We start from the raw sequence: 25,041 nt of genomic DNA, 5'->3' as shown, positions 1-25,041 counted from the left end.
TGCGCAGCATCGTCGGCAAAGCGGACACCTCCGCCCGGGACGGGTTCAGTCGGTGATCGCAGCCTCGCTCGACGAGGCGGAGGTGGGGGTGATCTCCTTGGCCCATTGCAGGGCCTTGGTGCGGACCGGCTCGGCGATGACGTCGGGGATGCCCATGCGCCGGGTCAGCTCGGCACTGCGGGTTTCGAATTCCGTGCCGTAGTCCGTGATCCGCCCTGTGATCAGGCGCTGCCTTCCCGCTGTGCTGTCCGCGTCCTGTGCCTGGGTGGGGTGGGGGTAGTCGATCTGCCAGGACGCGGCGGCAGAGGCGAGGCGGCTCCATCGCGGCTGGAGCGCTCGCAGAGCCGCTCGCTGGCCGGGGGTGGTGCCGCTGATGCGCTGGCGGACGATCGCCCCGGCGTCTCCGGTGAGCTTCGCGCTTTCGGCGTCTTCCAGTTCCAGCGCGGCGATGCGGTCGGTGATGAGCTGGTCGATGTCCTCGGTGGTCAGCTCGGCGGCGTCGATGACGGGAAGGTCGTGCTGAGGCCGCTGCCAGATGGTGCGGGCTTCGACGTGGACGCGGCCGGTGTCCTCGATGGTGACGTGAAGCCAGCCGCGCGGGCCGAGGTCGTCGGAGAAGCCCCGGGTCAGGGAGGAGCCGGTGTACCAGACCTGCCCGGGACCGTCGTGGTCGTGACCGGGTACAGCGCCGAGGGAGTGGTAGTGCGAGAGCAGCAGCGCGTCCCATCCGCGGTGGGCCCACTCCAGGGGGATGGGGCGCTCTTGCCCCTCGGGGTTGATGCAGTGGTAGAGACGGCCGTCGGCTTCGAACGTGCCGTGGCAGACGAAGAGGTTCACGTGGCCGGGCAGCGGGACGGGGTCGATGTGGATACCGGCGTCGGCCAGGGAGCGGTCCAGGCCGTAATGGGACACTGCGTGGATGGCGAGGCCGTCGGTCGGCTGGTGGATCTCGTACAAGCCCGGGTAGGGGCCGGTGCCGTCGCCCGGGCCACGGCGGGGGTCGGGGTAGACCGCGTGCATGCCGAGATCGGGTCTGTGCATCGTGCCCATGGCGGAGATGTCGGTTCCCGCGCCGGCGCAGTGGTTGCCGCTGTTGCCCAGGCCCCAGATGTTGGCTCGGGCCCGCAGGTCGTCAACGCGGTTTGCGAGTTCGACGTCGCGCGGCAGGGGCCGGGCCCGGTGGGTGAGGTCGCCCCCGTCGATGATGCCCTGCACCCCGGCGTCGAGCATGGCGCGCATGGTCAGGTCGTGTGCGAGGTGCCCGTCGACAACGCGCTGGTTCCAGCGTGTCTGAGGGTGCAGTCGCATCCGGGGGTTGTGGTAGCCGAGGTGCTGGCAGCCTCGGATTCCCAGGGTGTAGGCCACAGTGGGTGCCCTTTCTGGTGGTGGGTCCCGCCTGCGCTGTGGCGGGGCATGAACCGGGCGGTTCGTGCCCCGCGACAGTGCACCGTGCCGGACATCTGGTCACGCGGCCGCGAAACTTCTCCCGGCGGCGCCTTGGCGGTGAGGGCCGCTGCCGATGGGGCTCTTACGCCGGGCGCGCCGTTGTGTCTCCAGAAGCGGAACGCTGGCGCCAGGTGATGAGTCTCAGGATCTGGTTGGCCAGCTTTTCGGCTTCGGCATCCGGCAACTGCACTTCGATCTGGCGGCCGGCCGCCGTCTTCGGACCGTCCGTGATTTCGACGGTGAAGCAGATGTGATTGTGTGCCTGTCCCTCCGCCGCGGCATGGCGCAGCAGTTCCTCTTCGGTCATCTGCTCGGGGGCCGATGCACGGGAGGCGGCAGATACCTGGGTGGCGAACGCGCGGGGGAAGGCGAAGCTCGTCACCTTGGCGAGCCAGGGACGCCCGCCTCCGCGGGGGCGGCGCTGTCGACGATCGATGTCGATCTCCAGCAGGCTCAGTTCGACAGCCTCGGTGATCTGGGCAACGGTGGTGCCCTTCTTCCGAGACAGGGCCAGGAGCTCACGCAGTGCGGTCGACGGGGTGGCGTGCCCGTCTTTCACCGTGCCGGTCCTTCGAGCTGGCGCGCCCTGGCTGTGAGGGGACTCCCGGATGGCTGGGTGGAGTCGAAGTTGGCCAGCTTGGCCCGGAGCTCGTCCTTCTCCACGTGCTTCCAGTGGATGCGGCCGCTGTCGTGCCGGTACTGCTCGGCGTAGTGCTCGCCGCCCGCTCCGGTGCCCGCCGGCCAGTGCTCCACGATGGTCACCTGGAAGGGCTGGCGCAGCCCTTCCAGGGTGAGGCGGATCGCGGCAGCGGCCGTCTCGATGCTCATCGTGGGTTCGGTGGTCTCGGTGACCACAGCGAGGATCTGCTGCTCGTCCAGCTGCCATATGCGGCACGGACGCCACACGAGCTGGTTGTCGTTGCCGAGGTAGCAGACTGGCGTCGAGTCGATCAGAGGGGCTAGCACCGCGGTCTTCCTCCTACTGGGGGGCTGAGAGCCCGTACTCTGCGGCGTTCTCCCCGTCGTACGCCTGCGCCGGCGAATCTGCGGTGCGCGGGTCCGCTGCGGCCGCCGGGACGCCGACGGCGGATATCTGCAGCGCCTCGTCCACCAAGTCCCGGGCGGCCTCCAGGTTCTTGCGCAGGTCTGCGATCTCACCAGCCGGGCACACCGTGAGGACAGCCAGGCTGGCTTCGATGCCGGCGCGGGCTTCCGTCAGCCTTTCGGGGCTGGCACCCACGCTCTTGTCGGAAGCCAGATCGGTCACTGTCTTGAGGTTCCGCTTGATGCGGGCGGTGACCGCGCGCAGGGCAGCTTCGATGGCCTTGGGCTGACCAGCCGCGAGGAGCGCGTCCCGCTCTGTCGGGTCGAACTGGACGAGCTGTACGGGCTGAGGCATGAGACAGGTCCTAACCGTCGGAGTAGACGCCGTCGGGTGACCCCGAGGCGGCGCCTACTCTGCCTCCCGATCCGGACAACCCCTTCGAGGCGCCGTGGCTCCGGTGATGCATGATGCATCGGCTCGTTCAGGGTGGCTTCCCGGTCGAACCCGGCAGGAGGCGGAGCGTATGTATGGCCGTCACGGAGAACCCAGGCTGTCGCACGGTCGCGCGACAGCCTGGGTTTCCTGGTCTGCTGCCTCTCACCTGCTCGGCAAGAGACAGCTTCGGGGTGGTCAGCTGGCGGTGAGCACGTAGATGTGCGTGTGAAGGGCGGCGTCAGCGACGGCGTAGCGGGCGAAGAGACGGCCGGTGGCCCGGTGGTAGGTGATGGACGCTCGCTGATGCCTGGCCAGGGTGCCCTGCAGGGATGCGCGTACGGAGGCCAGATTGAGCGGAGTCGGGTTGCCCCGCAGGACGCCGTGATCGTTCCCCAGGAACGACTGCACGCCGTTGAGGGAGGCGGTGTACAGCACCGCTCCGGTGGCCGGGCGGAAGACCAGCGCGTCGAGGGCTTCGCGTGTGGCGCAGCTGGTGCCCGGCAGCGGCCGGTAAACGGTCGGGAACGCGGGAGTGTATGTGCCGTCCTCCGAAGCGAGGGCTGCTCGGATCGCGTCGTCGGAGCGGCTGATGTGCTGGTCGTCCAGAGTGCCCCACTGTCCTGCGTGGCGCAGGCCCCGGCGCCACGTTGTCCCGCTGGAGCTGACGATGTCGCCGTCGGTGAAGCGCATCGCCACGAGGTTGGTGTGGGAAGCGGTGGTCATCTTCGGCTCCGTTCGTCGCTGGGGTGATGTGGTGCAGCGTGCCGCCGTTCAGCGCCGTTTCCCATCCAGGGCGAAAACAGAGAAGGCCAGGGGTGCGCTTCGCGGAGTGATTCGTTACTTGCGCACCTGACTCGACGCCTTGTCACGCTTGTAGGTATGTGCGGGCCCTCCGCTTGCCAAGTGCTGCTCATAGGTGCGCGCACCGCACTTGCACACGATCTCGTCCATCACAGGAGGCCGAGTGTGGGCAGCGGGCCAAGGCCGTCATGGCGCAGGAGAAGGGCTTGTTCACCGTCGGCCCACCCCCAGCAGCGGACAGTGTCCCGGTGTTCGTCGGTGGCTCGCACCTGGATCCGCCGTCGCCAGCCGAACAGACGGTCTCGCTCGAGGTCGGGGTCGAGAACCATCAGGCGCGTTCCGAGGCTGTAGACGAGTTCGTCGCCCGCCTTGACGTGCTCAAGGAGCGCGGCCTCGACGTACTTCAGGGCGAAGTCGTAGTGCATGTAGAGATTGGCCCGGCGGTGCCAGGCCGCGACAGACCGGGCTTCCGCCCCGGTGCCCGGTACAGGCATGCTCAGCAGCGTGCGCTGGTTGCGAAGGTACGCGGCCCGGTGTGTGGCAGGCAGGGTGGCGGTAGAGAGCAGTTCCGTCACCTGAAGCCTGAGGCCTCGGTTGTCAGTCTGGAGCAGGGCCACCTGGACGCCGAAGGGGGTGGAGTAGACCCGGTGAACGAATCCGGTGGCCCGGTGCGGGCCGGTGGCCTTCTGTCCGACCCACGGCGCACGGTCGTCCTGGCACAGGACGGGGCGGCTCAGGTGCATGGGGTCGTTGAGAGGCAAGGGTTCGGATACCGCCAGGCTCATGGTCTCTCCAGTGTCGGGCTGCCGTGTTCGACCGAAGGTCACCAGCTGTGCCTCGGCAACGCGAAGTGCAGCGAATCGGCATCCGTCGTGGGGGATGTGAGGTCTGCCGCCGGCCCTCCTGGGCCGGCGGCTGCTGCCAGCACGTCGGCTCACCTCGGGTGAGCCGACGCATCGGTCCGCGTAGTCCGCGGTCTCCTGTGGCTGCATCAGTGAGCTTCGCTGGTACCGCCGTTCGGCCCGACTGCCGTGGTGCCGGAGGGGATCTCGACGCGGTAGAACCCGATCAGCGGGTCCTTCTGCTCGGCCCAGGACCCGAATTTCACGGGGGACTTGCTGTTGGCGGCGTGGATGACCTTCTTGGTGGCCGGGTCCCAGACCATGGCGACGTGGATGGGTTTGGCCTCTGTGCCGAAGAAGACGAGGTCGCCCGCCTGCACCTGGTCGGCCGGGACCTTGTGTTTGGACAGCTTGGGGAGCTGGGCGGTGGTGTCCCCTCCGATGTTGAGCTTGCCGCCGGTGGCCTGGTAGTAGGCCCACTGGGTGAAGGAGCTGCAGTCGAAGTCTGCCGGGTGGTCGCCCTGGAGACGGCGGGCACCGTACAGGTAGGTCTTGCCGAGACCGGTCTGTGCCCAGGCGAGAGCCGCGCGTACGACCTCGGAGTCCGCTGCCGGCAGGGGCCCGGTGGCGCCGGCGCCGTCGGGGATGACGATCGCACCGCCCGAGTCGGCGGCGCAGGCCTGGGCCTGGTCCTGGGCCTCGGCGTACTGATCATTGCCGTAGGTGGGCGAGGCCGTCGTCTTGCCGCTCATCCAGTCCTTGGGGTTGACCGGGCCCGGGCCGTTGTTCTGGCCGGGCCTGTGGGGATCGCGGACACCGGGCAGGCGGACTTCCCAGTGCAGGTGGGCACCGGTCACGTTGCCGGTGGCGCCGACGTTGCCGATGTGCTCCCCGCGCTTCACTTCCATGCCGACGCGGGTGCCGAACGTCGACTGGTGGGCGTACCAGGTCTGGACTCCGCCCGCGTGTTCGATCTTGGTGAGGTTGCCGTAAGCGCCCCCGTCCCCGACGAAGATCACCTTGCCATCGGCCGGAGCGTAGAAGCGGACACCACTCGGGGCAGCGAGGTCTATGCCGGTGTGGCCGGCCGACCACCGTCCGCCGCTCTGTCCGAACTCGGCGGTGAAGGTGAAGGTGCCCTGCTTCATGGGCCACTGCCACCCGGCCGAATTGACGCCGGAGGACCCGCCGCTGGACGGGGTGCCGCTGGACGGCGTGGGGGTGGAGGCCTGCGTTGCCGGGGTGGTGGATGTCCCGGGGACAGAATCGAGCGGAGGCGTTGACCAGCTCTTGGCCGCAGCGGACTTGATCTGTGCGGCGTTGGTGACCTTGGCGTTGAAGTCGTTGACCGGCTCGGGGATGCCGGAGGGCTTACCGAGCGTCGGGAAGGACGGGTTCTTCTTGATCGTGTCGGCGAGGTGCTTCTGCCAACGCTCGATCATGGTGGTGTCGCTGGAGAAGACGCCCCGGTAGCGGGCGGACTGGGTGGTGACGACCCGCATGTAGGTGGTGTTGGACACCGTGGAGCCGGAGTACCGGCGCAGCGCGTTCCAGGAGTCGGTCTCGGCCTTGAGGGCGTGGATGTAGTTGGCTGCGGCGAAGGCCGCATCCTCCACGTTGTAGCGGTCCTTGACGCCGTCCCCGTTGCCGTCGCCGCCGTATGCGGCCCACGCTGGGTCGCCGAACTGAACGATTCCCTTGTAGCCCGCGCCGTTGTCACCGCCGGGAGCGGCGGAGGGGTCCTGCCCGTAGCGGGTCTCCTGGTACATCTGGCCGGCGATCAGCGTCCAGTCGAGTCCTGGGTACCGGGCGGCGGCCCGGATCGAGGCGAGCATCATCCGCGGGGGTATCTCCGCCCTTGCGGTGTCGGAGGGGAGGTACATGCCTTTGCCGGGCATGATCGGGTTGTAGGCACCGCCACCGGGGACTCCGGTCGAGCCCTGCTGTGCTGAGGCGTCGTCCAGGCATGCGGCCTCCGCGGACTTCGATCCCAGGACTCCGACGATCGCGCCGAACGCGGTGAGGAAGGCGACTGCGACAGCGCAGAAGGCGGCGATCCCAACGAGCAGCCACCACTTCCAGCGCTTGCCTCCTCCGTTCCTGCCTGCGGCACGCGCCGCCGCCCGCCGGGCGGCGGCCGCCGCTATCTTCCGGGCGGCGAGCGCGGCGATGGGGGCGGCCATCAGCTGTTCTCCGTGGTGCCCGCGTCGCCGACGCCGGCGAGCTGCAGGCCGGAGATCTTCCACTCACCCTTGGTGTAGGTCGCGGTGATCTGGAAGTCGGTGCTCTGGCTGGTCTGCTCTTCCTGGTGGAGGCGGACAGTGGTGGAGGCGAGGGTGGTCACCGACCGGCCGGCGCCGTCGACGGGCGCGTTGCTGATCACGGTGTCGCGCTTGAGGTCGGCTGTGGCGGTGGAGGAGCACTTCGTCCGCTCGCACTCGGCCCACGCCCGCCCGGTGGGCAGGGTGGTCTGGTCGACGATGGCCGGTGAACCGTCGGTGAGCTCGCGGGCCTTGGCCGTCCAGGCGGCGGCGTCCGTGCGGTAGGTGTATGTGCCGAGGGTGGTCAGGTACTCGCGCATCACCGTGTGGGCGGCCGCGAGTTCTTGGGGATCGATGACGGCTGGGACGGAGTCGACCGTCCCGGCCGGCGTACTGGGTTCGCTCGTGGTGTCCGGCGCGGGAGCGGTGGTGTCCTTCTTCTCCCCCTCGGGGCTGCTGCGGTTGAGGGCGACCGCCAGGCCGACGAAGGCGGCCAGGGCGATCAGGGCGGCGGCGATGATGACGGCGCGGCGTCGTTCCACGGGGACTCCCTGGGACGGTCGGGGGCGTTGACGCCCGCGACCGTAGGGAGCAAACCGGACACCTCCTGGGGAGCTCGTGCGGCAGCTGCTTCAGGCAGTGTTCTCAGGCTGCTGCGGCTCCACGGGTGGGCCACCACTCGTCGTGGTCTTCCTGCCGGCACAGGGCACAGCGGCCGTCGTGTTCGGTGGTCATCCCGCAGGCGCAGTTGCTGATCGGTCGTACGTCGACCGGCAGCTCCTCGCCACGCAGCGCAGCGAGACATGCCGGACAGAGCCCGTCGGGGAGATCGGTGCCGGCGGCCAGGCGGAGAGCCTCGTCGGGGACGACGGCCAGTCGTCCGCAGGAGGTGGGGAGCAGGGCGCCGGGAGGCGGGGCACCGAGAGATGCCGGCGTGGGGAGGATGTGCCGGTACCGGGGATCTGCGTCAGCGTGGGGGCTGTACGGATTGGGTGCGATGGAACTCATGGGGGCTCTTCTCATGCGGTGCGGGTGAGGGGGCGGCGTCAGCGGGAGTGCCAGTAGCGGTGTCGATCGTTTCGGAGGCTTGGAACTCGCCCTCCTCGGTGGGGTCGGGGACGACTTTCAAGCGGCTGCGCTCTTTGCGGAGCGCGGTGATGTAGACCCGCACGGTGTTCTCGGTCAGTCCGAGGCTGGGCGCGAGACGCTGGGCCAGCTTCCGGGCGGACAGGTCCGCATCTGGCGAGGTCAGGGCGTCGTAAGCCGTCTTTACAGCGGCGCGACCGTCTGCGGGTGGAGCAGGGGGTTCTTCCTCCTGGGGGGACGACGGCGGGTCTCCCTGCGCGGCGGTCGGGGTGCCTTCAGGCCGGTCGGGGGGTGGTGGTTCCTCCTGCGGGGTGGCGCTCGGCGGGGCGGCCGGCGGCGGATCGGCCTGCGAGGTGGTCGGGGCGCCTTCGGACCGGTCGGGGGGCGGGGCCGGAAGTTCGGGTGCGTTGGATCGCTGCAGGACCTGTGGGGCATCGGCCTGCACGGGAACGCCGTACTTCGCCAGCCGCAACGGCATCAGGGCCTCGATGGGTGCTGTGCGCCGCCAGGCGGGCCCGTACCGCACTTCCAGCCCTGCTTCGTAGATCAGTCGGTCCTGCTCGAGCTTGATGACCTGGTCGTAGGAGCGAAGCTCCCAGAGCTTCATCCGACGCCACATCCGGAACGTGGGCACCGGCGACAGAATCCACCGGGTCAGCCGGACGCCTTCCATGTGCCGGTCGGCCGTGATGTCCGCAATGCGCCCGACCGCATGTCGGGCGGCTTCGACTGTCACGACGAACAGGACGGGGATGACGGCGTGCATGGCTGTGCCGAGCGGGTCCGGCCACGCCGCCGCGGCGTTGAAGGCGATGGTGGCGGCGGTCAGGAGCCACGCCGTCTGCCGGAGCAGCGGGAACGGGATTCTGATCCAGCTCAGCAGCAGATCGAGCGCGAGCAAGACCACGATCCCCGCGTCGACGCCGATCGGGTACAGGCGCGCGAAGTCGCCGAACCCCTTGGCCTCCGCTAGGTCTTGGACAGCCGCGTAGGAGCCGATGAAGCCGATCAGAGCGATGATCAGGCCGCCGCCGGTGATCACAGCGACGAGAAGAGCGTGAGCGCGTGGGGCCCGGGTGGGCTGCGGCTGCTCTACGTCGGGCGGGGTCACTGGCGGACTCCCAACGGTTCTGTGGCCCTGGCTGTCTCGCGTGGGGTAAGGCCGCAGGTGCCGAGATCGCCGCGGTGATCAGTACGGGTGGTCATGCGGCGCACGGTAGGAAGCGAAGCGGACACCTCCTGTGGAGCCGGCGCGCGGCAGGGTTCTCTCTGGCCGGTCGGCGTCCGTGTGGTCAGTCCTGGCGACGGTGATCGCGCAGGAGGGCTGCGGCTTCCTCCCACCACTGGCGCCGAAGCTCCGGTTGTTCGGCTACCGCCCGGCACTGTCCGCGCTGCGTTCCCATGCCGCCGGTGAGCGGCCGCAGGCACTGCGGGATCGCGGGAAGGAGCCTGTGGGCGTAGCGCTTGCCGCCGAGGAAGATGACCTCAGCGCTGTGCAGGCCGAACGTGTCGGCCTGCTGGCGGAGGTGGTCGCTGGTCACCGAGGAAGGGTGATCGATCGTCATCTCGTATGGGACGAGGGGCTGGCTGACCGTGACAAGCCCGTGCAACGCTGAGGCGATCAGGATCTGGGAGGGGCTGCTGGTGAGTGCTTCTGCGGCAGCGCGCAGCGAACGGTGGTAGTGCCCGATGTAGAGCTTCCCGGCCGGCACTTCTTGCAAGTTGCCGTCGGGCTTGGACTTACGGGAACCGCAGCTGATGATCACGATGCGACGGCGGGGCGGAATGGGCATCAGCGTCTGTCCAGGCAGGTGTGCCGGGTGGGGCTGACGGCGTAGGCGACCGCCACGATGCCGATCAGGGCTGTGACCATCATCGCGGCGAGGGCAACGAGGCTCATGAAGGTGGGGCTTTCTCCTCGGCGGGCCCGCGCGTAGATGCGGGCCCGCCCGGCGTGGATCAGGCGGCCTGGACGACCGGCGGCTGCGGCAGAGGCTCGAACTCGGCAGCGGTACGGAGCTGATACCAGCGGTGGTCGTCGAGGACGATCTTGTAGATGCCGAGCAGCGCGTTCACCTCCACGAGGCGCGCGCCGGGCTCCTCCAGAGCCTTCCAGGCCGTGCCCGAGAGCACCGTCTTTCCGGCGTACTCGTTGTCGAGGCCGTAGTAGCGGACGTCGGTGAGCCGTTCGCGCAGGCGGCTGATGAGAAGCTCGTCGTTGGTGTCGATCGTGCGCATGGATGTGGTCTTCTCTCGGTTGGTGGGGGACGGCGCCTGGCTCGGCGCTCGTTGGCCGGTCTGTGGTGACGCCGGGGAACGTATGCCGGAGGCTGGGTGCCTACGGAGCGCGCGCGAATCCGAGCAGTCGGCTGTTGCTCAGCTTGTCGCCGCTGCCCTTTCCTCACGCAGAAGCTGGATGCGGGCGGCTTCCGCCCGGGGGCCGTGGACGATTCGGGCGAGCTGAGCGATACAGAGCCGGGCTCGCTCCAGGGTCGCCAGGGGGGCCACGACGGTGACCGCCCGACCATCCACGTCGACCCGGAAGGTCTTCTCGCCGATGCGCCGCACCGTATAGCGGTGACCGGACAGGTCGCTCACAGTCCACCGGCCGTCGCCGTCCCCCTCAAGCTGTACGACGCTGCGGATCAGGTCCAGCGGGGTGAGTGCAGGATGTACGAGGTCGACGTGCTCTCCGAAGGCATCCGACGCCATCCGCCGGGTGACGTAGTCACCAAGACGGCCACAGCCCTGCTCGGGGCATGTCAGCCGGTAGGGCTGGGATGCGGGCCCGGTCTTACGGATCTGCGGTTGCAGCGGAAGTTGTGGCGCCGCCTGCTGTGACTTCTCGTCGACCGGATCTGCGCCGTCCTCTTCGTTCGCCGCGTCGGCGGCGTCCGTGTCAGCCGAGGAGGGGTGCGTCGGGCAGGCGTTGGTGTCGCGCACGAACTCGAGCTGGACGCGGGCATCCAGCTGTTGGTCGAAGTGGCATCCCGCGTTCTTGCACTGGGCCCGGTACTCACGTCCGGGGCAGTCCTCGCCCTTCCGGTGAGGACAAGGCTCGCCGTTGGCGTGCACGGGCTTAATGCCGGCGCGGTGACGGCCCTTCACGAGATGCCGGGCGTCGGCTGCAAGGGTGGGAGCGTGAACGCTTCGCGGCTCCGTGTACCTGCCGTTGTCGTTGGAACGGGCGGGCATGTCAGTTCTTCCTTGTGGTCCGGTCGTTGCGGTAGGCGGTCTCAGAGGCGCCTTCGCATATGGGGGCGTCGCAGCAGGTGGTCCTGCCGCTGCTGTTGAGGGTGATGTCGGTTTCCCCGCAGTCGCCGCAATGCGGGGTGAAGCCGCAGGGAGGCACTCAGGCCCCCTTCTTTGCGGGCAGGGGGACCGGCGTGAAGGCATTGACGTAGTCGATCCGGCCGCCGGTCGCCGAGCCTTCGGCGACCGGCCCTCCCACGGAACACAGGGTCTGCAGTACGTCGGCCGACAGCGGCTTCGGGACGCCGTCCAGGACGACCCATCCCTGGAGGGTGCTGTGTCCGTCCGCATGGACGGTGCAGGCGGTGATGCCTGCCGAGTGGCTCGGGCCGTGGGCTGCGAGGAGGAGGAACGCCGCGCGGGCCAGGTCCGGGCCCAGATGACGGTCGTGACCGGGTGTCGGCGCGGTGATGACGAGGGTGTCACCCGGAAGGTCGGTGAAGACCTTGAGGGTGTGCTCGCCGTCTCCGAGCTGGTGGACCATGCCGCGCAGCAGCCCTTCCTGCATGCGTCCGAACAAGGCGACGTACAGGTCTGCCGGAAGGTTCTGGCGGGCTGCCTCGAGTCCGATGGCGTCTCCGCACCGGCGGAGCGCCTGCCGGGTCTCCGCGTGGTAGTCGTCTGCTGCCGGGCCGGTGTCCATGGCGGTTGCCTTCTCTGTCGGGGTTGTGAGTCGCGGGGTGCCGACCGGAAGCTACGCAGAGCGTCGGCGAGGTCGAGAGGTCCGGCGAATTCGACTCTCCCGACAGGCCAGGAGGCGGTCGAAACCAGCCCGTCGGCCCGCCTCGGGGATGTGCGCTCACAGGGGGGATGCCGGACAGGGCGGCTGAGGGGCGGTAGGTACGAAAAGGCCCCGGCAGGTGTCTGCCGGGGCCGGGGGAACCGGAGGATGTGCCTGATCAGCCGAGAGGTAGAGCTTCCTGCTGCGTGGCGGCTCGTCCGGGGCACGTACGAGAGGAGGCAGCGGCGGGGAGTTTCCGGGCCAGGTAGTCGGGCCAGGGACTGACCGGCCCGGGATGGGCGATCTCGTACGTGCCTTCGGCGGTGGTGCTGACCGGCAGAGGAACGAACGAGTCCGCCGACCGAATCGCGACGTGCCAGCCCAGCGGGCTGTCTGCCCCCAGGCTGGCTTGGGGGCAGCGGCCGTGGGGATGGGTGAAGTACAGCTGGAGGCCGCGTCCGGGCGTGAGTACCGAGAACGTCTCGACGGGGAACCGCGCTCCCTCTTTGTCGGTCAGGTCAGCCAGGATGTCCGCGCCGTCCTGGATACCTGGGGAGCGGTGACGCAGCGGCGGGAGTTCCCCGTTGGCCGGCACCAGGTCGAGGACGAGGAGGCCGGACGGGCAGGGAGCGAGTCCGACGTTGTACGGCCCGTGGTCCCAGGCGGCGTTGATCTTGTCGGTGTCGGAGGTCGCCTTCTGCTGCCAGTTCTGGACAGCGGGCGTGGTGGTGCTGGGCCGGAGTGGGAATACCCGCCAACCTCGGGCGGCGGCCGCGAGCGCGGCGGACTTGAGCCTCTGTCGGGGTGGGTGGTCGGTGCTCACGGTAGAGGGCTTTCTGGCGTCGGCAGCCGCGCGGCCGTCGCACTGACGGCCGCGCGACCTCTTCATCGGGCGGTGGGGCTCTGCGTCTGCTGGGGAAACACGGTGCGCACGGCATCGGCCAGGGCTCGTCCCAGCCACTGGGCGGCCCGCCGGAAGGTGCCGGGGAAGAAGTAGAGGAGCACGCTCACGGAGCCGACGAAGCACACGAGCGATAGGTGTGCGGTCACCCACGCGACCGTGATCATCACAGCACTGACGATCATGCACAGAGTCTCGAAGAGCAGCATCGTCGCGTTGGGGAAGGCGATGGCCAGGAGGCCGAGTGCGAGGAGAAGTCCGAGCTTCGAGCGCATGAATGTCACCTTTCGGGGATTCCGGCAGTCAGGCGGTCGGCACCGCCGATGCAAAGCCCGGGTCTGCGGAGAACGCTCCGAGGGCCTGTTGAGCCTTGATGTGGGCGGCTACCGCCCAGCTCTTGATCCTTTGGACCTCGTAAGACTGTTCGTGGTCGCTGACCTGTGCCCGGAGCTTCGCAGTGCCCACCTCCACCCGCCGAAGGTCGGCGAAAAGGTCGGGCGTCCGTGCTTGCTCCAGCCGGCCGACCAACTCCATCAGGCTCCGAATCTCGGGCGTAGGGCCGAGCCGGCGCTGGACAGTCGCGATGTCGTCTGCGATGTCGGCCATCCGGATCCGGAGCTTGTGGCGGTAAGGCCGCGGCGTCGGCCGGGTACGACCGGCGGGCCAGAGGAATCCGACGTCCTTCATGTCCTGGCTGCTGACGAACAGCGGATCGGCGTACGAGCCTCCGGGGCCGGCCAGGGATACGACCACGCAGCCGTTACCCAGCCGGGTAACGGCCAGCACCTCCGCGGCCGGGCGCCACGCTCGCGGGTACAGCGTTCCGTCTTCGGCCCGGCCGTACATCGGGGTACGGATGATGTCGTCCTCGTCGAGATCGTCCCAGTCGCCCCATGTCCATCCTTCGGGCACTGCAGTGCGCGCGGCGTCCTGCTGTTGCTGACGTGCAGCGGATTCAGCGGCAAGGTCTCCGAGCCACACGAGGTCTCCGGCGGCTTCGCGGCGCGTGTCGAACTCCGGGCCGGAAGAACCCGTGCCCGCCCGCTGGTACCGCCACTTCCTGCCTCCGCCACGCCGGCTGACGATGCCGAGCTCACCGAGGCCGTCCGCTGCTACCACGTACGTGTAGGAGCCACTGCTGCTACGGATGAGAGGCCCGAACTTCGCACGGGCCTGGTTGTCAGCCTTGCGCTGGATCTCCTGGTTCTGGAACGCCGCCCGCGCGGCGTCGTCCGCGCGCTGCTTCTGAACTCGCTCGAGCTCCCTGAGGCGACCGACGAGAGCACAGACGGCGATGCGGCTCGGTTCACCGCGGGGTATGTGGGGCCCTTCACCAGTGGCCAGGAGATGCCGTCGGTCCCACTGGAGGAGAGCAGCGATCTCGTCCGTGATGGACGTGTCGTCGAGCTCAGCAGCCGGCGTGACTGATGCGGGCATGGGCGGGACGGCTGCTGGTGCGGCTGTACTCATCGAAGGCTTCTTCCGATGCGGGGAGGGCTGTTCTGTGGCCAGAGCTGACCAGAGGGCACCCCCGCGGTGGCCGCTGCGGCGAATCCGGCGCCGCACGGGCAGACGGATCCGCATAGGCCCGGGCGCCGCCCGCTCCTTCAGCTTGGGGAAGGCCGGACAGGTCCCGCGGTCGGCGAAACGGGCAGCACCTGCGAGCCCGGGAGCCTGGCTTCTGCCAGGCTCCCGGGCGGGCTCGCTTCAGATCCGGCGCGCGCGGACCTCCAAGATGCCTGGTGCCCGGTGCGCCCAGACGGCGCCATCGGGGACCAGCACGCTGTGTGTGTTCAGCAGCAGCGTCGCTGCCGTGTCGGTCGGTGGCTCGGGCGAAGCCTCGTCCCTGCTGCAGACGGAGAAACGGGTGCGCTGATCGTCGTAGATCTCCAAGCTCCATTGTCCTGAGGCGCGGATGAGGCGGACAGTGACGAGATCGGCAGAGGATGCTGCGGAGGTGATGGTGTTCAACCGAGAAGGCCTTTCCCTCTGGGCAAACGGACGTCGGCGAGGTTAGGGGCAGCCACTTTCAGGGAGCGCCCCCACGCGAATCAGGGACGCTCCGGTCGGCGGGGTCCTGCTTGGTGCCTCAGCGACATGCTGCGAAGCGAACCGGTCAGCAGCGGCGGACCGTGCTGGTGGTCTGCTTTGCAAGGCAGACCACCAGCACGGTCATCACGGGGTGGGGTACGCGTGTCGCCCGTGCCGTTCCCGCAGGGCTGTGATCGTTGCCGGGGCATGGTGCGTGGCCGAAGGGTCGTCCAGCACGTCCTGGAGGACGCTCCAGTACGTGGCGGTCGGCAGACCAAGGCGGTCTTGGATGTACGCGTCCTGCGCGGAGGTGTCTCCCAGCTCGGTGACATGGGTGGCAGAGGCGAGGACGAGGAGGGCGTCGCCGGTCAGTGCGTTCATGAGCTCCCTTCTCCGTAGTGGGCTCCCGCGTCAGCTGGCGGCAGGCGTGGCGGGGTTGTTCTGGCAAAGGTCCATGGCGTCGCCGGGTTCCTCGGTGCCGCCGGCCCAGCCGACACGAGTGCCGTCGGGGGTGGTGCTGTAGCCGTAGCAGTGCCACCCGGCGTGGGTGGCACCGGGAAGATTCCAGTCGTGGGCGGCGTGCTCGGTGGTGCCGTCGTTCGTGCACTGAGCGGGAAACCGGCCGCAAGGGAGGGCGGGGGCGTAGATCGTGAGGGTCATGCGGGTGGCGTGCTCCCAGTGGTCGGTGGGGCTGGTCGGGGTTGCGCCACCGAAGCTAGACGTCAGAGGGCGCATCCTCGGAAAGCTGGCGAATTCGGGCGGCTGGTGGCGTTCACTGGAAGGGGTGGGCCAGCGGGCCATATCCTCGAAGGCGCGCCTGCTGGCGGGGAGCGAACCGATCCACCGCCCGGACAAGGAGGGTCTCCATGACTGCGCAGCCCGTAGAGCCGGCACCGCGGCACCCCCGCAAGACGCTGCGCGGAATCCGGGAGGCTCTGCCTACCGATCAGGTGGCGGCGTTCGAGACCGAACGCGACGGCCTCGACCTGGACGACCTCACGCGCGTCGCTGCCTTCAGGGACAAGTGGTGGGCTCGGGCGGTGACCGCTCGCGATGCGCAGCTGGATTCGGACAGCGACGCCGGCATGGCTGGCGACCTGGACCTCGCGGAGCCGTGGTCGCTGGCGAGTGGCCAGTGAGCGAGAACGACGGCCGTCCTTCACAACCGCCGGGAACGTGGCCGTGGGCCCCGTCCAAGCAGGCCCGCGCCCAGTACGAGGAGCTGACCAATCACCCCGCCGCCCCGACGCCGCAGGATGCCGTCGACGCGATGATCCGACGGATCATCGCCGATCCGTACCGGGCAGGGTCGACTCGTTCGCCGAGCCGGCCTGAGTGGGACCGGGTGGCGGCGGAGGGCTCCTTGGTGATCCCCTACCAGGTCCATGATCCGGAGCGGCATGCGCAGGCCAAGGAGCGTTTCGTGATCATCCTCCGCATCGTGTGGGCGGACTGACGCCGAGCGGTGCCATGCGGCCTTCCCACGTCTAGAGGTCGCTGTGCCTGGGCCTGTGCCGCTCAGCCAGGTCTCGCAGCCACTGCGGAGTCTCGTCGGGCTCGTAGGTTCCCAGCATCTGCCAGCCGGACGCCCGATCGTCACCGATGCGGCCTTCCGGGCCGAGGCGATAGCCGGTCACAGTGGCCTTGAACGGCATGTAGGCCGCCTCACCGGTCCGTTTGCGGTACTCGATGACGACCGCCTCCGGGTCGAGGACGTATGCCACGTCGGCGCCGTCCATCACCACATACGCGGGAGCGCCGGAAACGATCATGTACCGCGTGACATCGGTCATCGTGACCGTAGCGGTGACCTGCAACATCTCTCCCTCGGCCGGGCCGTTCGATCGGGAAGCAGCGGGGCCCGGGCCCGGCAGGAACGAGATGTCGTCCCTGCCGGGCCCGGGACTGTCAGGCCTTGTCGGTCTTCTGCGGCATGACGGCCGCGACGGAGTCGGCAATCGCGCGGGCCAGCCAGCGGGTCGCCCTGGGAATGGCGGTGGGGTTCGTGCGGGCCAGCACAGCGACCGCGCCGATGCAGCAGATGAAGGCCAGGTGAGCCTTGACCAGCGCTACGACGACCAGCACGGCGCTGATCACGGAGCAGACGATGCTGAAGAGGACCATGCCCAGGCTCGGGAGCGCCGCCCACAGGAGACCGAGTGCCAGGATCAGGGCGAGCTTACGCATGATGTGTCCTCCGGGGTCGGGTCGCTTTGACGAGGTGGAGATTCGCACCACACGGCCCGATCTCCTCAGCGCGCGCGAAACCGGGGAGAGCCGCTTGAAGGGCGGGTGAGCGGGGTGAGGTGTTTCGAGCCGAAGCCCTTGCTGGGCCGTGGGCGTTCCGGCCGGGGCCAGGCGGCGTGGGCAGGTGCCCATGGTTCAGGGGAGAGCGGACAGCGGAGGGCAGGCCTGCGGAGCGCGGTGCACGGGGGCCGCGCTCCGACGGTGACTCAGGCGCCGTAGGGCGGACGGCCGGGGCAGCCGTACGCGGAAGGCGCCAGGTCGACGAGTGCGTTCCACTCTCCGATGGCGTCGCACACGGTGCACCGGCCCATGGGGGCCTGGTCGTCGATGTGCTGCTGACCGATGGGGAGCACGCGGTGCGGGCGGGTAAGGTCCGGGGTCCGCACGGTGGAGATGACGACCTCGTCAGTGGGCTGCAGTATCGCCGTGCTCATGTGGCGCTCCTTCGGTCCGGGCTGCTCTGGATCAGCCGCTGTCTTGTGGAGCTGAAGGTAGGCAGCCTCGGCGGACGACCCGTCGGCGCCGCGAAAGTCCCCTTCCGGATGTCCGGCAGCACACGTCCGCAGCTGCGCGTCGGTGTCACGTACTGCCGGACAGCGCGCTCGACTGGAGCGCGCTGGCTCCCGCCCGGGCAGGCGGGAGCCGTCTGGGAAGATGATCTGCATCTGGCTCACCGCAGGATTCACCCTGGCCGTACGGCCGGTGTCGATCGTCGCTGATCACCGAGGGCTGCCCGCGGGCCTATCGAGTCGCGGCCGCGGGCGTTCAGCATCCTGGGAGAGCTCAGCCTTCGTCTGCCCACGTCTGCTCGACCAGCTCCGCCGCGCGCCTCCTGCTTGGCGATGGTCACCGACGGGTCCGACTGGATATCCGGCAGCGTGCGGAGAGGCGCGAGGAGCTCGCGGTACTGCGCGGCGCGCTTGCGGTGCTCGGCCGCCTTCCGGGTCAGCTTCTGCTGTTGTTCGCGCAGCTCCTTCAGCTGCTGCCGTGTGGCAGTGAGAAGCGCCGGGGCGCGGTCCTTGGCAGCGGCCAGGTGCAGGGCCTCTGCGTCCGGCCGCGCGAGATACCGCAACGCGAGTGCTCGCAGCACACCGGACGCCCGTCGTTCGGTGGCCACCGGTGCGGAGCAGCCGGTGGTGGGAGAGAGCCGTATGCGGGCCGGCAGTCGCTCGGGGGTGGTCAGGGTGATGCGTCCCGTGTCGCCGCTGCTGCTCCAGCCGCCGCTCAGTCGGATGGTGTTGATCGTCGGTTCGTCGCGTGCTTCATGGCCGTAGCGGCTGGTCGGGATCCCGTACGTGATGTTGATCCCTTCCGGCCAGGGGGTGTTGTTGTACCGGTAGCGCTCCACGGTGAACGATCCGGCGACCCTGGCGCCCTGGACGTTGTAGACCACGCTGCCAGGCCGTGTGCCGGCCGGGGCGGGGGTCTCTCGTACGGTCAGGATGCCCATCTGGTGACCGTGACGGTCGAAGAACGGCACCTTCACCGGGGTCGGGTCTGCTGGAAGGACAGCGCCGGCCCGCCGGCGCAGGATGCCGGTGAGCTGGTTGACCGTTCGGCGGGCCGAGACTCGCTGGGCGGTCACTTTCTGGATTTCGGCCTCGAGCTGGTCGGCCTGCTGCTCCTCGTACCTTGCGTGCTCGTCTGCTCGGGCGACCGCAGCCGCCAGCTTCAGCTCGGCGACATCGTCGCGGCCGCGCCACATCTCCAGGAGGCAGCGGACCACGGCTTCGGTACGTCGGCGGGTGCCGTCCGGCAGTCGTTCGGTGAGGAACGTCCGGCCGGAGGCTACGGCGTACGGGCCCAGGAAGTAGCGCGTCGGGATGGTATCCGGGTCGAGCCCGGCGGTGTGGCCATGGACGCCGACCCGGTAGACGACGGGCTCGTCGGGCCGCGGTGTGTAGTACGTCTGCGGCTCGAGTCCGTCGCCGTACTGCACCTGGACCGTCGTGGGCAGCACGGTGCCACCTCGCTTGGCCTCCGGGGCCACGATGAAGGTGCCCTTGATGTGCGGTCCGGTGACCTTGAATCGGACCCGCCCGTGGGGCAGAACGGTGTCGAGGATGGTCAGCGTGCCGATGCCGGGCACGCCGACCGAGCGGGGCGTATGTGTCGGCACAGACATGGTCAAGGCTCCAAGGCGGATCGAGTGGGTTCAGCGCCCTCGGGCGCCACCGCGATCTGCGCGGCCGGCCTCGGGGCGGGAGCGAAGGTACGAGGAGGACCTCAGGTGCGCACGGCACGGCGAATCGGCGTCTGCGATCACATAAGGCGGGCCGTCCACAGCCCGCGGACGGGGCGCCCTTCCGGGCGGCTCTCATCCTCCAATCGGTACGACCGGCGGCCCTGAGCCCGGGGCGCCGCCGGCTCGCGGAGCCAGCGGGGTGCAGGGACGGCACGAGGAGGCGGGGACGGACAGGCCTGTCCGTCCCAGATCAGGTCCTCGACGGCCGCCAGCCCCGGGGTTCCTCCCGGGGCTGGCGGCGTGCGCCGGTCACGCCGCGTACGCCAACGCCTTCGACGGTTTCCCGGTGTGGCTGCGCAGACCGCGCCTGCGGAGCGGATCGTGCCGTTGCGGGTCCACCGGGACGACCGTGGTGATCGGGTCTACGTCTTCTGGCAGCAGATGGAAGTTGACCCAGTGTGGTTCGACGAACATCGTGACCTCCTGAGTCCGCTTCGGGCCGGTCCAGTAGCGGTGGAAGTGCCCGGCCCGCTGGTGCGGCGCTCGCTGCACTCCGGAGGGCACACCATCGCCTTCCGTAACCCTTCCAGCAGCACGCCTGGCCGCGTGGAGGCGGGGTCCCACGCGCCAGCCGACCTCAACGAAGAAGGGGTCCCGGTCGCGCGGCGCAGGCCTCTTGCGCTTCTTGCGGGTGGGCTTGACGACGGGAGGTTCGATGACGTCCCGGTTGTCGCAGCACAGGTACACCAAGATGCTGAGAGCGGGCTTCAACAGGGCCTCGAACAGGGCAAGGACCGGCTTCTCTTCAGGGGTGCGCGCCCATCGGGCTTCCGCTCGCGCTGCGGCGAAGCTGACCGCCTGCTTCAAGGTGAACTGACGCAGTCCGGTGGGGATGTGGAGGCGTATGTACGTCTGGTGCCGCACCTCTCCGGTGTCGTCGTCGAGCAGGTCGATGACGAAGAGCAGACCGAGGCCCTCGATGTCTTCGTCGGTGTACGTCTGCCGCTCGGGCAGTTGGTTGTACCCGTGGACGAAGAAGCCTCGCACCAGCCCGTCCGACTTCTGGTAGCGGATCGGCCACGGGTCCGGGAGGACGACCAGCGGATTGATGTAGGGCAAGTGGTCGAAGATCCTGCCGGGCAGTTCCTTGTACGTCGACCGATACAGCTCGGCGGCCAGGTGCTCGTTCACATCGAACGTCACCCGACCGCGCCGGGCCCACATCCGGTAGATGCCGACGTGAGAGGCCTCGTCGATCAGGTCGGCCTGGTCCGCAAGAGTGAAGCGAGCCGGAACGTAACGCGGCGGGGTGACCACGCGGCCGCCGGAGAGCTGGTCGAGAACGGGAGCGATCCACACGTGGTTCGAGCGGAGCTGGTCCTCGCGGGCCTTCAGCTCCTGAACGAAGACCTCGTTGATGTCGTGGGTGCGCAGTGCTCGTGCGTGAGAGTTCGGCATGGCTCTACCTGGTCGTCGGCGGCGGGGGTCCACGGAGCCGCCCGGAGGCGGGACCGTGGCCGAAAGCTACGAACGCGGCGGTAGAAGCTCATCTGGTCGCGAATGCCGGGCGGCGGAGGGCGGGCTGGAGCTGGTCACCGGCCTGTGTCAGGACAGGCCGGGCGCTGCTCAAGGCGTCCGTCCGCCGCCGTCAGCTGGTGTGTTCGTCGCGGGTCTGGACCGCTGCTCCGACGATCACGAAGGTCACGGGCACCACGGCGGGCAGCCAGATCCACCCGTCGGCTCCGCGCACCCAGTCCGTGAGCGTCAGGGCGCCTATGCCGAACACGATGAAGCTGAGGTAGCCGGCGTTCATCAGGTGCCGGCCCTGACCCCGCAGAAGTCTGGGGTGGTGCCGGGCATGAGTTCGGGGAACTTCTGGGTCCTTGGGTGGGGTCACGGTGGCTACTCCTGTTCGTGGCGTCCGTCCGCCGACTGTCGCGGCCGCAGCGGACAGCGCAGCCCGCGCCGGCTGACTGGCTGGGCGGGCGCGGAAAACCGAGGGGGCCGCTCGTGCGGCCCCCTCGGGGTGGTCAGGCGTTGGTCAGCGCGCGGGCGAGCGCATGGCCCACGATGGGCCCGAAGTTCGTGGGGTCGCTCAGGTACTCGACGTGAGCGCCGTTGGGAGCCCAGCCTCCGTCCTTGACGCTCAGCCACAGCAGCAGCACGCCCGCGCGGGTGAGGTGGTCGGCCGCCCGCTGCACATCCGGCGTGTTGGGCAGGTCCCCATCGGTGATGACCACCGCGACACGCGCGCCGGACTTGCCGGTGAGGTTCAGCGCACCGTCCAGCGCGTAGAGGGACTGGCCGCAGCCGTCAGAGCCGCCGCCCATGACCGGCACGGGGACGGTGAGGGGCCGCTTACCCGGCTTGATCAGGGCTGTGGCTATGTCGGAGCGGTTGTACCCGTTCCAGGCGACGGAGGCAACGGTGCCCGCCAGACGCGGAGACGCCACGGCGTGGGCAAGAGCCCATCCGGTCGAGGCAACCGCCCCGATCCAGGGGCCCATCGAGCCCGACACGTCCAGGCTGATGCCGACCGTGAGAGGCGGGTTCTCCTCCTGACGGCGAGAGGTGCGCTGCCACGGCAGGGCCGACACCTCCGTGCGAGCCCGGATCTGCGCCTCGCGGCGTACGACCTCCCGCATGACCATGCGTCCGGGCGGGGCGCTGACGGCGCGTGTCGTGCGGTTCACATCCCGGTACTGGGCCTTGCCCAGAGCGTTGAGCAGCGCGCGGGCCTGGCGCTGCTGGCTCTCGTCGGGCTTAACCTGCTGAACCCTGATCTGCCGGAAGCCGACGCCGCCGCCGGTAAACACGTTCTGCGCAGCCTTCTGCGCAGCCTGGTGGCCGCTGTAGTCCGGCCGCTTCGGGAGGGCAACAACCGCGATCTTCGCGCGCGCCGATTCCACAGCGGCGCGCGCGATCTGGTCGACAACGCGCTCCGCCACAGACGGGGTGCTCTGCTGGTCGCCGTCGCCGTTGCCGTCGCCGTTGCCGCCACTGCCGCCGCTGCCGTTCTCGGCCTGGGAGGGGTCGCCCCAGGTGACTGCGCCGCACGGCATCATGACGGTGATCGGATCGCTATCGTTCTGCCCGTCCTCGGCGTCGCCCGAGCCTCCCTGCCCAGTGCCTCCCGACGGAAAGCCAGTGCCCTGCCCGCCCTGGCCCTCCCCGCCCTGGCCCTGGCCGCTGCCGCCCTCTTCGCCGTTCTGCTGGTCGTCGTCCGTGTCGTCCTGCGCGAGGCGGGCAACTCGTGCTCCCAGGGCGAGAAGCCCGTCCTGGTCGTCGTCGTCCAGCTCGAACAGCTCACGGAAGATGCCGTTCAGCTCCGCCATCACAGCGTCACCGAGGATTCCCGTCACCTGATCGGTGACCGGCTGCACCTCATCGTCGTCCAGCACCCCACCGGCCGCGCGGCCCAGGATGAGCACTGCCTGGTGCACTGCGCCCGGCACCGACTTGTCATCGTGCCCGCCGCTGACACCGGTCAGAAGAACGTGGCGGGTAGAAGCCCGCAGCCACGCCCGGTCGCCCGGCCGGTCCTGAATCAGCCGGTGCTCGATGCGGGGCTCTTCCAGGATCGTGGCCCAGCGCACGGCCGACGCGCTGTGCTGCCGGGTGGGAGCGAACTTGGTGTGCTTGGCGTGCGCGGCCTCGTGGGCGATGGCACCGGCGAACGCCGGGTGTGCACAGCGGTCGGCCCACGCGTTCGGGTCGATCAGCGCCGGGTTCGGCTGGCCCTCAAGGAGCTGGTCCGGGGCGAAGCGCCCCTCGGCGAGCGCCGGGTAGAACTCCGCGTACTTGCTCTCCGGAGCGCCAGGGTGAACGACAGCGATCACGTCGTCACGTTCCGAGACGGCCGAGAGCCATTCGCCGGTACGAGCCGACAGGCCAAGCCATGCCGGGTGCGTCACGTCGTCCCAGGGGGAGGTCAAAGGCGCTTTGGTGCGGGCGGTCATCGCGGGGGCCTTTCAGTCGGCGGTTCGTTGCGCCCTGATTGGGCCACCGCCCACGGCCTCGGAACGACTCGCCGCGAATCCAAGAATCTGAAGGTGGAAAAGGCCTTGTGGCGCCTGGGATACGCCGCGGACAGCACCGCCGCAAGCTCGGCGGAACCCTCCCGCCGGCTGCCGTCGGTGGCGTCTGGCCACCGACGTGGATCGTGGATCGTGCCTGAAGAACGACGCGTGACTCACAGCCCGCTGAGCTGCCCAAAGCCGCTGAAGCTCGGAAGTCGGCAGGCCGTTGACGGGCTTACAACGAGCGTCTGAAAGGACCCAACTTGCGCCGGACAGCCCGAAGTTGGGCGTTTGCCGGAGTTCTCATAAGTTCAGGGCATCGCAAGATCCCTTCCCGAACGAGACACCCGGAGAGCCCCATGTTCCTTCTCGGTTTCAAGGTCCAGGACCTCACCAGCGCGCAGCAGAAGACGTACGTCGCCGTTGCCACGTCCAACGGCTACTGCCACACGGCGAGCGCTGGGCACACCAAGCCGGTGTACCGGCGGGCCGGTGCCTACGGTGAAACCGGCACGAGGAACCCGAACGAGCTGGCCAAGCTCGCCTGGGGGGCGCTCCGGAGCAAGTGGGCCGACAAGCACGGCCGCAAGAACTACACCAACATTCTGATTCAGCCGATCCTCATCGAGGACTCGGGCCTGAGCGAGGAAGACTCCAAGGACCCCCGCAAGACCATCGAGTACTTCGAGGTGGAGTCGAAGAGCCCGTCCGGTGCCCACGTTCGCGCCGATGAGCCGCGCACCCTCGCGCAGATGTTCGTGAAGCGTCAGCTCTCCCAGGCTGCGCAGCCTGCCACGGCGGCCCCCCGTGCTCAGGTTGCCGACCAGCGCGACGCCATGATCAAGGGTGAGCGGGAGTACTACCGGCCCAACGGCCAGATCTACCGGCCGCGTGACCTGGGCGGCCACCACGACGTGGCACTGCTCAAGCACCTGCGCACTGCCGGTATCCCGGTGCGGCTGTACGGCCTGCCCGGCACCGGCAAGTCCGCGCTGGCGGAGGCTGCTTTCGGCCGGGACCTGATCACGATCAACGGTCACGGTGACATGACCGTCTCCCACTTCGTGGGCTCCTACCTGCCGCAGAACGATGGCACGTTCAAGTGGTCCGACGGCCCGCTGACCCGCGCGATGAAGGAGGGGCGTCCGCTGTTCGTCGACGAGATCACCCGTATCCCGTCTGAGGTTCTGGCCGTGCTGTACTCGGTTCTCGACGGGCGCGGGACGCTCAGCCTCGATGACAAGCCGGACGCGCCGGTGGTGACGGCCGCGCCGGGGTTCTATGCGCTGTGCGGCTACAACCCCGAGGGCATCGGCGTGCGGCAGCTCGATGACGCCCTGGTGTCCCGCTTCGCGGTCCCGGTGGAGGTCACCACCGATCTCGACGCGGCCAAGGCTCTGGGCGTCCCGGCGAAGTTCATCAGGCTCGCGGAGAACCTGCGCACGAAGGATGCCAAGGACCGTGAGGACGGTGGTACTGGGGTGTGGGTTCCCCAGATGCGTGAGCTGCTGCTCGCCTCGACGGTGGCCAAGACGGCGGGCGTGATGTTCGCGGCATCGGTCATCGTGGGTCAGTGCCCCCGGCCGGAGGACGTGCCGACGGTGACCGATGTGGCCTCGAAGGTCTTCGGTGTGACCGTCAAGGCCCTGGCTCTGGGAGGCCAGGTCTGATCGTGGAACCAACCCGCTGTTGCGGGCCCCGCTCAAGCGGGGCTCGACTTTATCAGAAGCATTTCGGCCGAAGCGAATCGGCTTGTTTGCTCGAAAGAG

General features: G+C 69.0%; 30 protein-coding genes. 3 read left to right on the top strand and 27 right to left on the bottom strand.

All coding sequences use genetic code 11. The features are described from left to right. Positions 1–45 precede the first annotated feature (45 nt). From ACWCQM_RS17390 to ACWCQM_RS17295, 20 genes are all read right to left on the bottom strand, one after another. The gene (locus tag ACWCQM_RS17390; RefSeq protein WP_450916108.1) at positions 46–1,365 is read right to left on the bottom strand and encodes a hypothetical protein; all 1,320 of its coding nucleotides are present in this window, start codon (positions 1,363–1,365) and stop codon (positions 46–48) included. Between the two features lie 163 nt (positions 1,366–1,528). After that, positions 1,529–2,005 carry a hypothetical protein gene (locus ACWCQM_RS17385; protein ID WP_450916107.1) on the bottom strand — a complete coding sequence of 159 codons (477 nt, stop codon included), beginning with the start codon at positions 2,003–2,005 and terminating at the stop codon, positions 1,529–1,531. After that, positions 2,002–2,412, bottom strand: coding sequence for a hypothetical protein (locus tag ACWCQM_RS17380; RefSeq protein WP_450916106.1), 411 nt, complete (start codon positions 2,410–2,412; stop codon positions 2,002–2,004). Before ACWCQM_RS17380 ends, ACWCQM_RS17385 begins: the two co-directional genes overlap by 4 nt. 13 nt (positions 2,413–2,425) lie before the next feature. Beyond that, entirely contained in the window at positions 2,426–2,845 is a 420-nt protein-coding gene (locus ACWCQM_RS17375; protein WP_450916105.1) for a hypothetical protein, read from the bottom strand. A gap of 276 nt (positions 2,846–3,121) precedes the next feature. Then, positions 3,122–3,649, bottom strand: a complete 528-nt coding sequence (locus ACWCQM_RS17370) for a hypothetical protein (protein WP_450916104.1) — start codon at positions 3,647–3,649, stop codon at positions 3,122–3,124. Between the two features lie 227 nt (positions 3,650–3,876). Further along, positions 3,877–4,512 carry a hypothetical protein gene (locus ACWCQM_RS17365; RefSeq protein WP_332757055.1) on the bottom strand — a complete coding sequence of 212 codons (636 nt, stop codon included), beginning with the start codon at positions 4,510–4,512 and terminating at the stop codon, positions 3,877–3,879. 206 nt (positions 4,513–4,718) lie between these two features. Beyond that, entirely contained in the window at positions 4,719–6,752 is a 2,034-nt protein-coding gene (locus tag ACWCQM_RS17360; protein ID WP_450916103.1) for a peptidoglycan DD-metalloendopeptidase family protein, read from the bottom strand. Beyond that, a complete protein-coding gene (locus tag ACWCQM_RS17355) occupies positions 6,752–7,372 on the bottom strand; it encodes a hypothetical protein (protein WP_332757053.1) in 621 nt (206 codons plus the stop codon). The genes ACWCQM_RS17360 and ACWCQM_RS17355 overlap by 1 nt, the downstream gene beginning before the upstream one ends. Before the next feature lie 103 nt (positions 7,373–7,475). Beyond that, positions 7,476–7,838, bottom strand: a complete 363-nt coding sequence (locus tag ACWCQM_RS17350; protein WP_325745555.1) for a hypothetical protein — start codon at positions 7,836–7,838, stop codon at positions 7,476–7,478. Beyond that, positions 7,798–8,958, bottom strand: coding sequence for a DUF2637 domain-containing protein (locus ACWCQM_RS17345; protein WP_450916102.1), 1,161 nt, complete (start codon positions 8,956–8,958; stop codon positions 7,798–7,800). Before ACWCQM_RS17345 ends, ACWCQM_RS17350 begins: the two co-directional genes overlap by 41 nt. Before the next feature lie 250 nt (positions 8,959–9,208). Continuing rightward, on the bottom strand, positions 9,209–9,709 hold the full coding sequence (locus ACWCQM_RS17340; RefSeq protein WP_332757051.1) for a DUF6884 domain-containing protein: 501 nt from the start codon (positions 9,707–9,709) through the stop codon (positions 9,209–9,211). Positions 9,710–9,875: 166 nt separating this feature from the next. Beyond that, positions 9,876–10,154 carry a hypothetical protein gene (locus ACWCQM_RS17335; protein ID WP_450916101.1) on the bottom strand — a complete coding sequence of 93 codons (279 nt, stop codon included), beginning with the start codon at positions 10,152–10,154 and terminating at the stop codon, positions 9,876–9,878. A 138-nt stretch (positions 10,155–10,292) separates the two neighbouring features. Continuing rightward, positions 10,293–11,111, bottom strand: coding sequence for a hypothetical protein (locus ACWCQM_RS17330; protein ID WP_450916100.1), 819 nt, complete (start codon positions 11,109–11,111; stop codon positions 10,293–10,295). Positions 11,112–11,268: 157 nt separating this feature from the next. Next, on the bottom strand, positions 11,269–11,811 hold the full coding sequence (locus ACWCQM_RS17325; protein ID WP_450916099.1) for a hypothetical protein: 543 nt from the start codon (positions 11,809–11,811) through the stop codon (positions 11,269–11,271). Positions 11,812–12,067: 256 nt separating this feature from the next. Continuing rightward, positions 12,068–12,712 (bottom strand): bifunctional DNA primase/polymerase, encoded by a 645-nt coding sequence (locus ACWCQM_RS17320; RefSeq protein WP_450916098.1) that lies wholly within the window; start codon positions 12,710–12,712, stop codon positions 12,068–12,070. 62 nt (positions 12,713–12,774) lie between these two features. Beyond that, complete coding sequence (locus ACWCQM_RS17315; protein WP_332757046.1) at positions 12,775–13,065, bottom strand: hypothetical protein; 291 nt, start codon at positions 13,063–13,065, stop codon at positions 12,775–12,777. A gap of 28 nt (positions 13,066–13,093) precedes the next feature. Further along, positions 13,094–14,260, bottom strand: coding sequence for a hypothetical protein (locus ACWCQM_RS17310; RefSeq protein ID WP_450916097.1), 1,167 nt, complete (start codon positions 14,258–14,260; stop codon positions 13,094–13,096). A 237-nt stretch (positions 14,261–14,497) separates the two neighbouring features. Further along, positions 14,498–14,761, bottom strand: coding sequence for a hypothetical protein (locus ACWCQM_RS17305; RefSeq protein WP_332757044.1), 264 nt, complete (start codon positions 14,759–14,761; stop codon positions 14,498–14,500). A gap of 204 nt (positions 14,762–14,965) precedes the next feature. Continuing rightward, positions 14,966–15,202 carry a DUF3263 domain-containing protein gene (locus tag ACWCQM_RS17300; protein WP_332757043.1) on the bottom strand — a complete coding sequence of 79 codons (237 nt, stop codon included), beginning with the start codon at positions 15,200–15,202 and terminating at the stop codon, positions 14,966–14,968. Between the two features lie 30 nt (positions 15,203–15,232). Beyond that, positions 15,233–15,556 (bottom strand): hypothetical protein, encoded by a 324-nt coding sequence (locus ACWCQM_RS17295; RefSeq protein ID WP_450916096.1) that lies wholly within the window; start codon positions 15,554–15,556, stop codon positions 15,233–15,235. Positions 15,557–15,687: 131 nt separating this feature from the next. Here ACWCQM_RS17295 and ACWCQM_RS17290 point away from each other — a divergent pair, with 131 nt between their 5' ends. Together ACWCQM_RS17290 and ACWCQM_RS17285 are read left to right on the top strand one after the other, a co-directional pair. Further along, the gene (locus ACWCQM_RS17290; RefSeq protein WP_332757041.1) at positions 15,688–15,960 is read left to right on the top strand and encodes a hypothetical protein; all 273 of its coding nucleotides are present in this window, start codon (positions 15,688–15,690) and stop codon (positions 15,958–15,960) included. After that, positions 15,957–16,277 carry a hypothetical protein gene (locus tag ACWCQM_RS17285; RefSeq protein ID WP_450916095.1) on the top strand — a complete coding sequence of 107 codons (321 nt, stop codon included), beginning with the start codon at positions 15,957–15,959 and terminating at the stop codon, positions 16,275–16,277. The genes ACWCQM_RS17290 and ACWCQM_RS17285 overlap by 4 nt, the downstream gene beginning before the upstream one ends. Before the next feature lie 31 nt (positions 16,278–16,308). Here the strand turns inward: ACWCQM_RS17285 and ACWCQM_RS17280 are convergent, their stop codons facing one another. The 7 genes from ACWCQM_RS17280 to ACWCQM_RS17250 all read right to left on the bottom strand — a co-directional run bounded on the left by ACWCQM_RS17280 (position 16,309) and on the right by ACWCQM_RS17250 (position 23,212). Next, the gene (locus ACWCQM_RS17280; RefSeq protein ID WP_450916094.1) at positions 16,309–16,614 is read right to left on the bottom strand and encodes a hypothetical protein; all 306 of its coding nucleotides are present in this window, start codon (positions 16,612–16,614) and stop codon (positions 16,309–16,311) included. Between the two features lie 115 nt (positions 16,615–16,729). Continuing rightward, positions 16,730–17,008, bottom strand: a complete 279-nt coding sequence (locus tag ACWCQM_RS17275; RefSeq protein ID WP_332757038.1) for a hypothetical protein — start codon at positions 17,006–17,008, stop codon at positions 16,730–16,732. Between the two features lie 266 nt (positions 17,009–17,274). Beyond that, complete coding sequence (locus tag ACWCQM_RS17270) at positions 17,275–17,502, bottom strand: hypothetical protein (RefSeq protein ID WP_351866744.1); 228 nt, start codon at positions 17,500–17,502, stop codon at positions 17,275–17,277. Between the two features lie 248 nt (positions 17,503–17,750). Then, positions 17,751–19,193, bottom strand: coding sequence for a hypothetical protein (locus tag ACWCQM_RS17265; RefSeq protein WP_450916093.1), 1,443 nt, complete (start codon positions 19,191–19,193; stop codon positions 17,751–17,753). Positions 19,194–19,562: 369 nt separating this feature from the next. Then, positions 19,563–20,711: a hypothetical protein gene (locus tag ACWCQM_RS17260; protein WP_450916092.1), complete on the bottom strand. Its 1,149-nt coding sequence runs from the start codon at positions 20,709–20,711 to the stop codon at positions 19,563–19,565. 190 nt (positions 20,712–20,901) lie between these two features. Continuing rightward, positions 20,902–21,150 carry a hypothetical protein gene (locus ACWCQM_RS17255; protein ID WP_450916091.1) on the bottom strand — a complete coding sequence of 83 codons (249 nt, stop codon included), beginning with the start codon at positions 21,148–21,150 and terminating at the stop codon, positions 20,902–20,904. A 133-nt stretch (positions 21,151–21,283) separates the two neighbouring features. Further along, positions 21,284–23,212: a hypothetical protein gene (locus ACWCQM_RS17250; protein ID WP_450916090.1), complete on the bottom strand. Its 1,929-nt coding sequence runs from the start codon at positions 23,210–23,212 to the stop codon at positions 21,284–21,286. A 419-nt stretch (positions 23,213–23,631) separates the two neighbouring features. On the opposite strand from ACWCQM_RS17250, the gene ACWCQM_RS17245 reads away from it, so the two are divergent. Then, positions 23,632–24,942 carry an ATP-binding protein gene (locus ACWCQM_RS17245; RefSeq protein ID WP_450916089.1) on the top strand — a complete coding sequence of 437 codons (1,311 nt, stop codon included), beginning with the start codon at positions 23,632–23,634 and terminating at the stop codon, positions 24,940–24,942. Positions 24,943–25,041 lie beyond the last annotated feature (99 nt).

It is taken from the genome of Streptomyces sp. NPDC002125 (assembly GCF_053593715.1).
Note: the sequence above shows the minus strand (reverse complement) of the source record. Positions and strands in the feature narration are given on the sequence as shown.

Bases quoted from the DNA above. Each gene is read 5' to 3' on its own strand.
- ACWCQM_RS17295 (WP_450916096.1), bottom strand. From the start codon at position 15,556: ATGCGCCCTCTGACGTCTAGCTTCGGTGGCGCAACCCCGACCAGCCCC.
- ACWCQM_RS17340 (WP_332757051.1), bottom strand. From the start codon at position 9,709: ATGCCCATTCCGCCCCGCCGTCGCATCGTGATCATCAGCTGCGGTTCC.
- ACWCQM_RS17335 (WP_450916101.1), bottom strand. From the start codon at position 10,154: ATGCGCACGATCGACACCAACGACGAGCTTCTCATCAGCCGCCTGCGC.
- ACWCQM_RS17360 (WP_450916103.1), bottom strand. From the start codon at position 6,752: ATGGCCGCCCCCATCGCCGCGCTCGCCGCCCGGAAGATAGCGGCGGCC.
- ACWCQM_RS17245 (WP_450916089.1), top strand. From the start codon at position 23,632: ATGTTCCTTCTCGGTTTCAAGGTCCAGGACCTCACCAGCGCGCAGCAG.
- ACWCQM_RS17280 (WP_450916094.1), bottom strand. From the start codon at position 16,614: ATGACCGATGTCACGCGGTACATGATCGTTTCCGGCGCTCCCGCGTAT.
- ACWCQM_RS17365 (WP_332757055.1), bottom strand. From the start codon at position 4,512: ATGAGCCTGGCGGTATCCGAACCCTTGCCTCTCAACGACCCCATGCAC.
- ACWCQM_RS17270 (WP_351866744.1), bottom strand. From the start codon at position 17,502: ATGAGCACGGCGATACTGCAGCCCACTGACGAGGTCGTCATCTCCACC.
- ACWCQM_RS17275 (WP_332757038.1), bottom strand. From the start codon at position 17,008: ATGCGTAAGCTCGCCCTGATCCTGGCACTCGGTCTCCTGTGGGCGGCG.
- ACWCQM_RS17330 (WP_450916100.1), bottom strand. From the start codon at position 11,111: ATGCCCGCCCGTTCCAACGACAACGGCAGGTACACGGAGCCGCGAAGC.
- ACWCQM_RS17250 (WP_450916090.1), bottom strand. From the start codon at position 23,212: ATGACCGCCCGCACCAAAGCGCCTTTGACCTCCCCCTGGGACGACGTG.
- ACWCQM_RS17375 (WP_450916105.1), bottom strand. From the start codon at position 2,845: ATGCCTCAGCCCGTACAGCTCGTCCAGTTCGACCCGACAGAGCGGGAC.
- ACWCQM_RS17350 (WP_325745555.1), bottom strand. From the start codon at position 7,838: ATGAGTTCCATCGCACCCAATCCGTACAGCCCCCACGCTGACGCAGAT.
- ACWCQM_RS17370 (WP_450916104.1), bottom strand. From the start codon at position 3,649: ATGACCACCGCTTCCCACACCAACCTCGTGGCGATGCGCTTCACCGAC.
- ACWCQM_RS17300 (WP_332757043.1), bottom strand. From the start codon at position 15,202: ATGAACGCACTGACCGGCGACGCCCTCCTCGTCCTCGCCTCTGCCACC.
- ACWCQM_RS17325 (WP_450916099.1), bottom strand. From the start codon at position 11,811: ATGGACACCGGCCCGGCAGCAGACGACTACCACGCGGAGACCCGGCAG.
- ACWCQM_RS17310 (WP_450916097.1), bottom strand. From the start codon at position 14,260: ATGAGTACAGCCGCACCAGCAGCCGTCCCGCCCATGCCCGCATCAGTC.
- ACWCQM_RS17265 (WP_450916093.1), bottom strand. From the start codon at position 19,193: ATGTCTGTGCCGACACATACGCCCCGCTCGGTCGGCGTGCCCGGCATC.
- ACWCQM_RS17315 (WP_332757046.1), bottom strand. From the start codon at position 13,065: ATGCGCTCGAAGCTCGGACTTCTCCTCGCACTCGGCCTCCTGGCCATC.
- ACWCQM_RS17260 (WP_450916092.1), bottom strand. From the start codon at position 20,711: ATGCCGAACTCTCACGCACGAGCACTGCGCACCCACGACATCAACGAG.
- ACWCQM_RS17290 (WP_332757041.1), top strand. From the start codon at position 15,688: ATGACTGCGCAGCCCGTAGAGCCGGCACCGCGGCACCCCCGCAAGACG.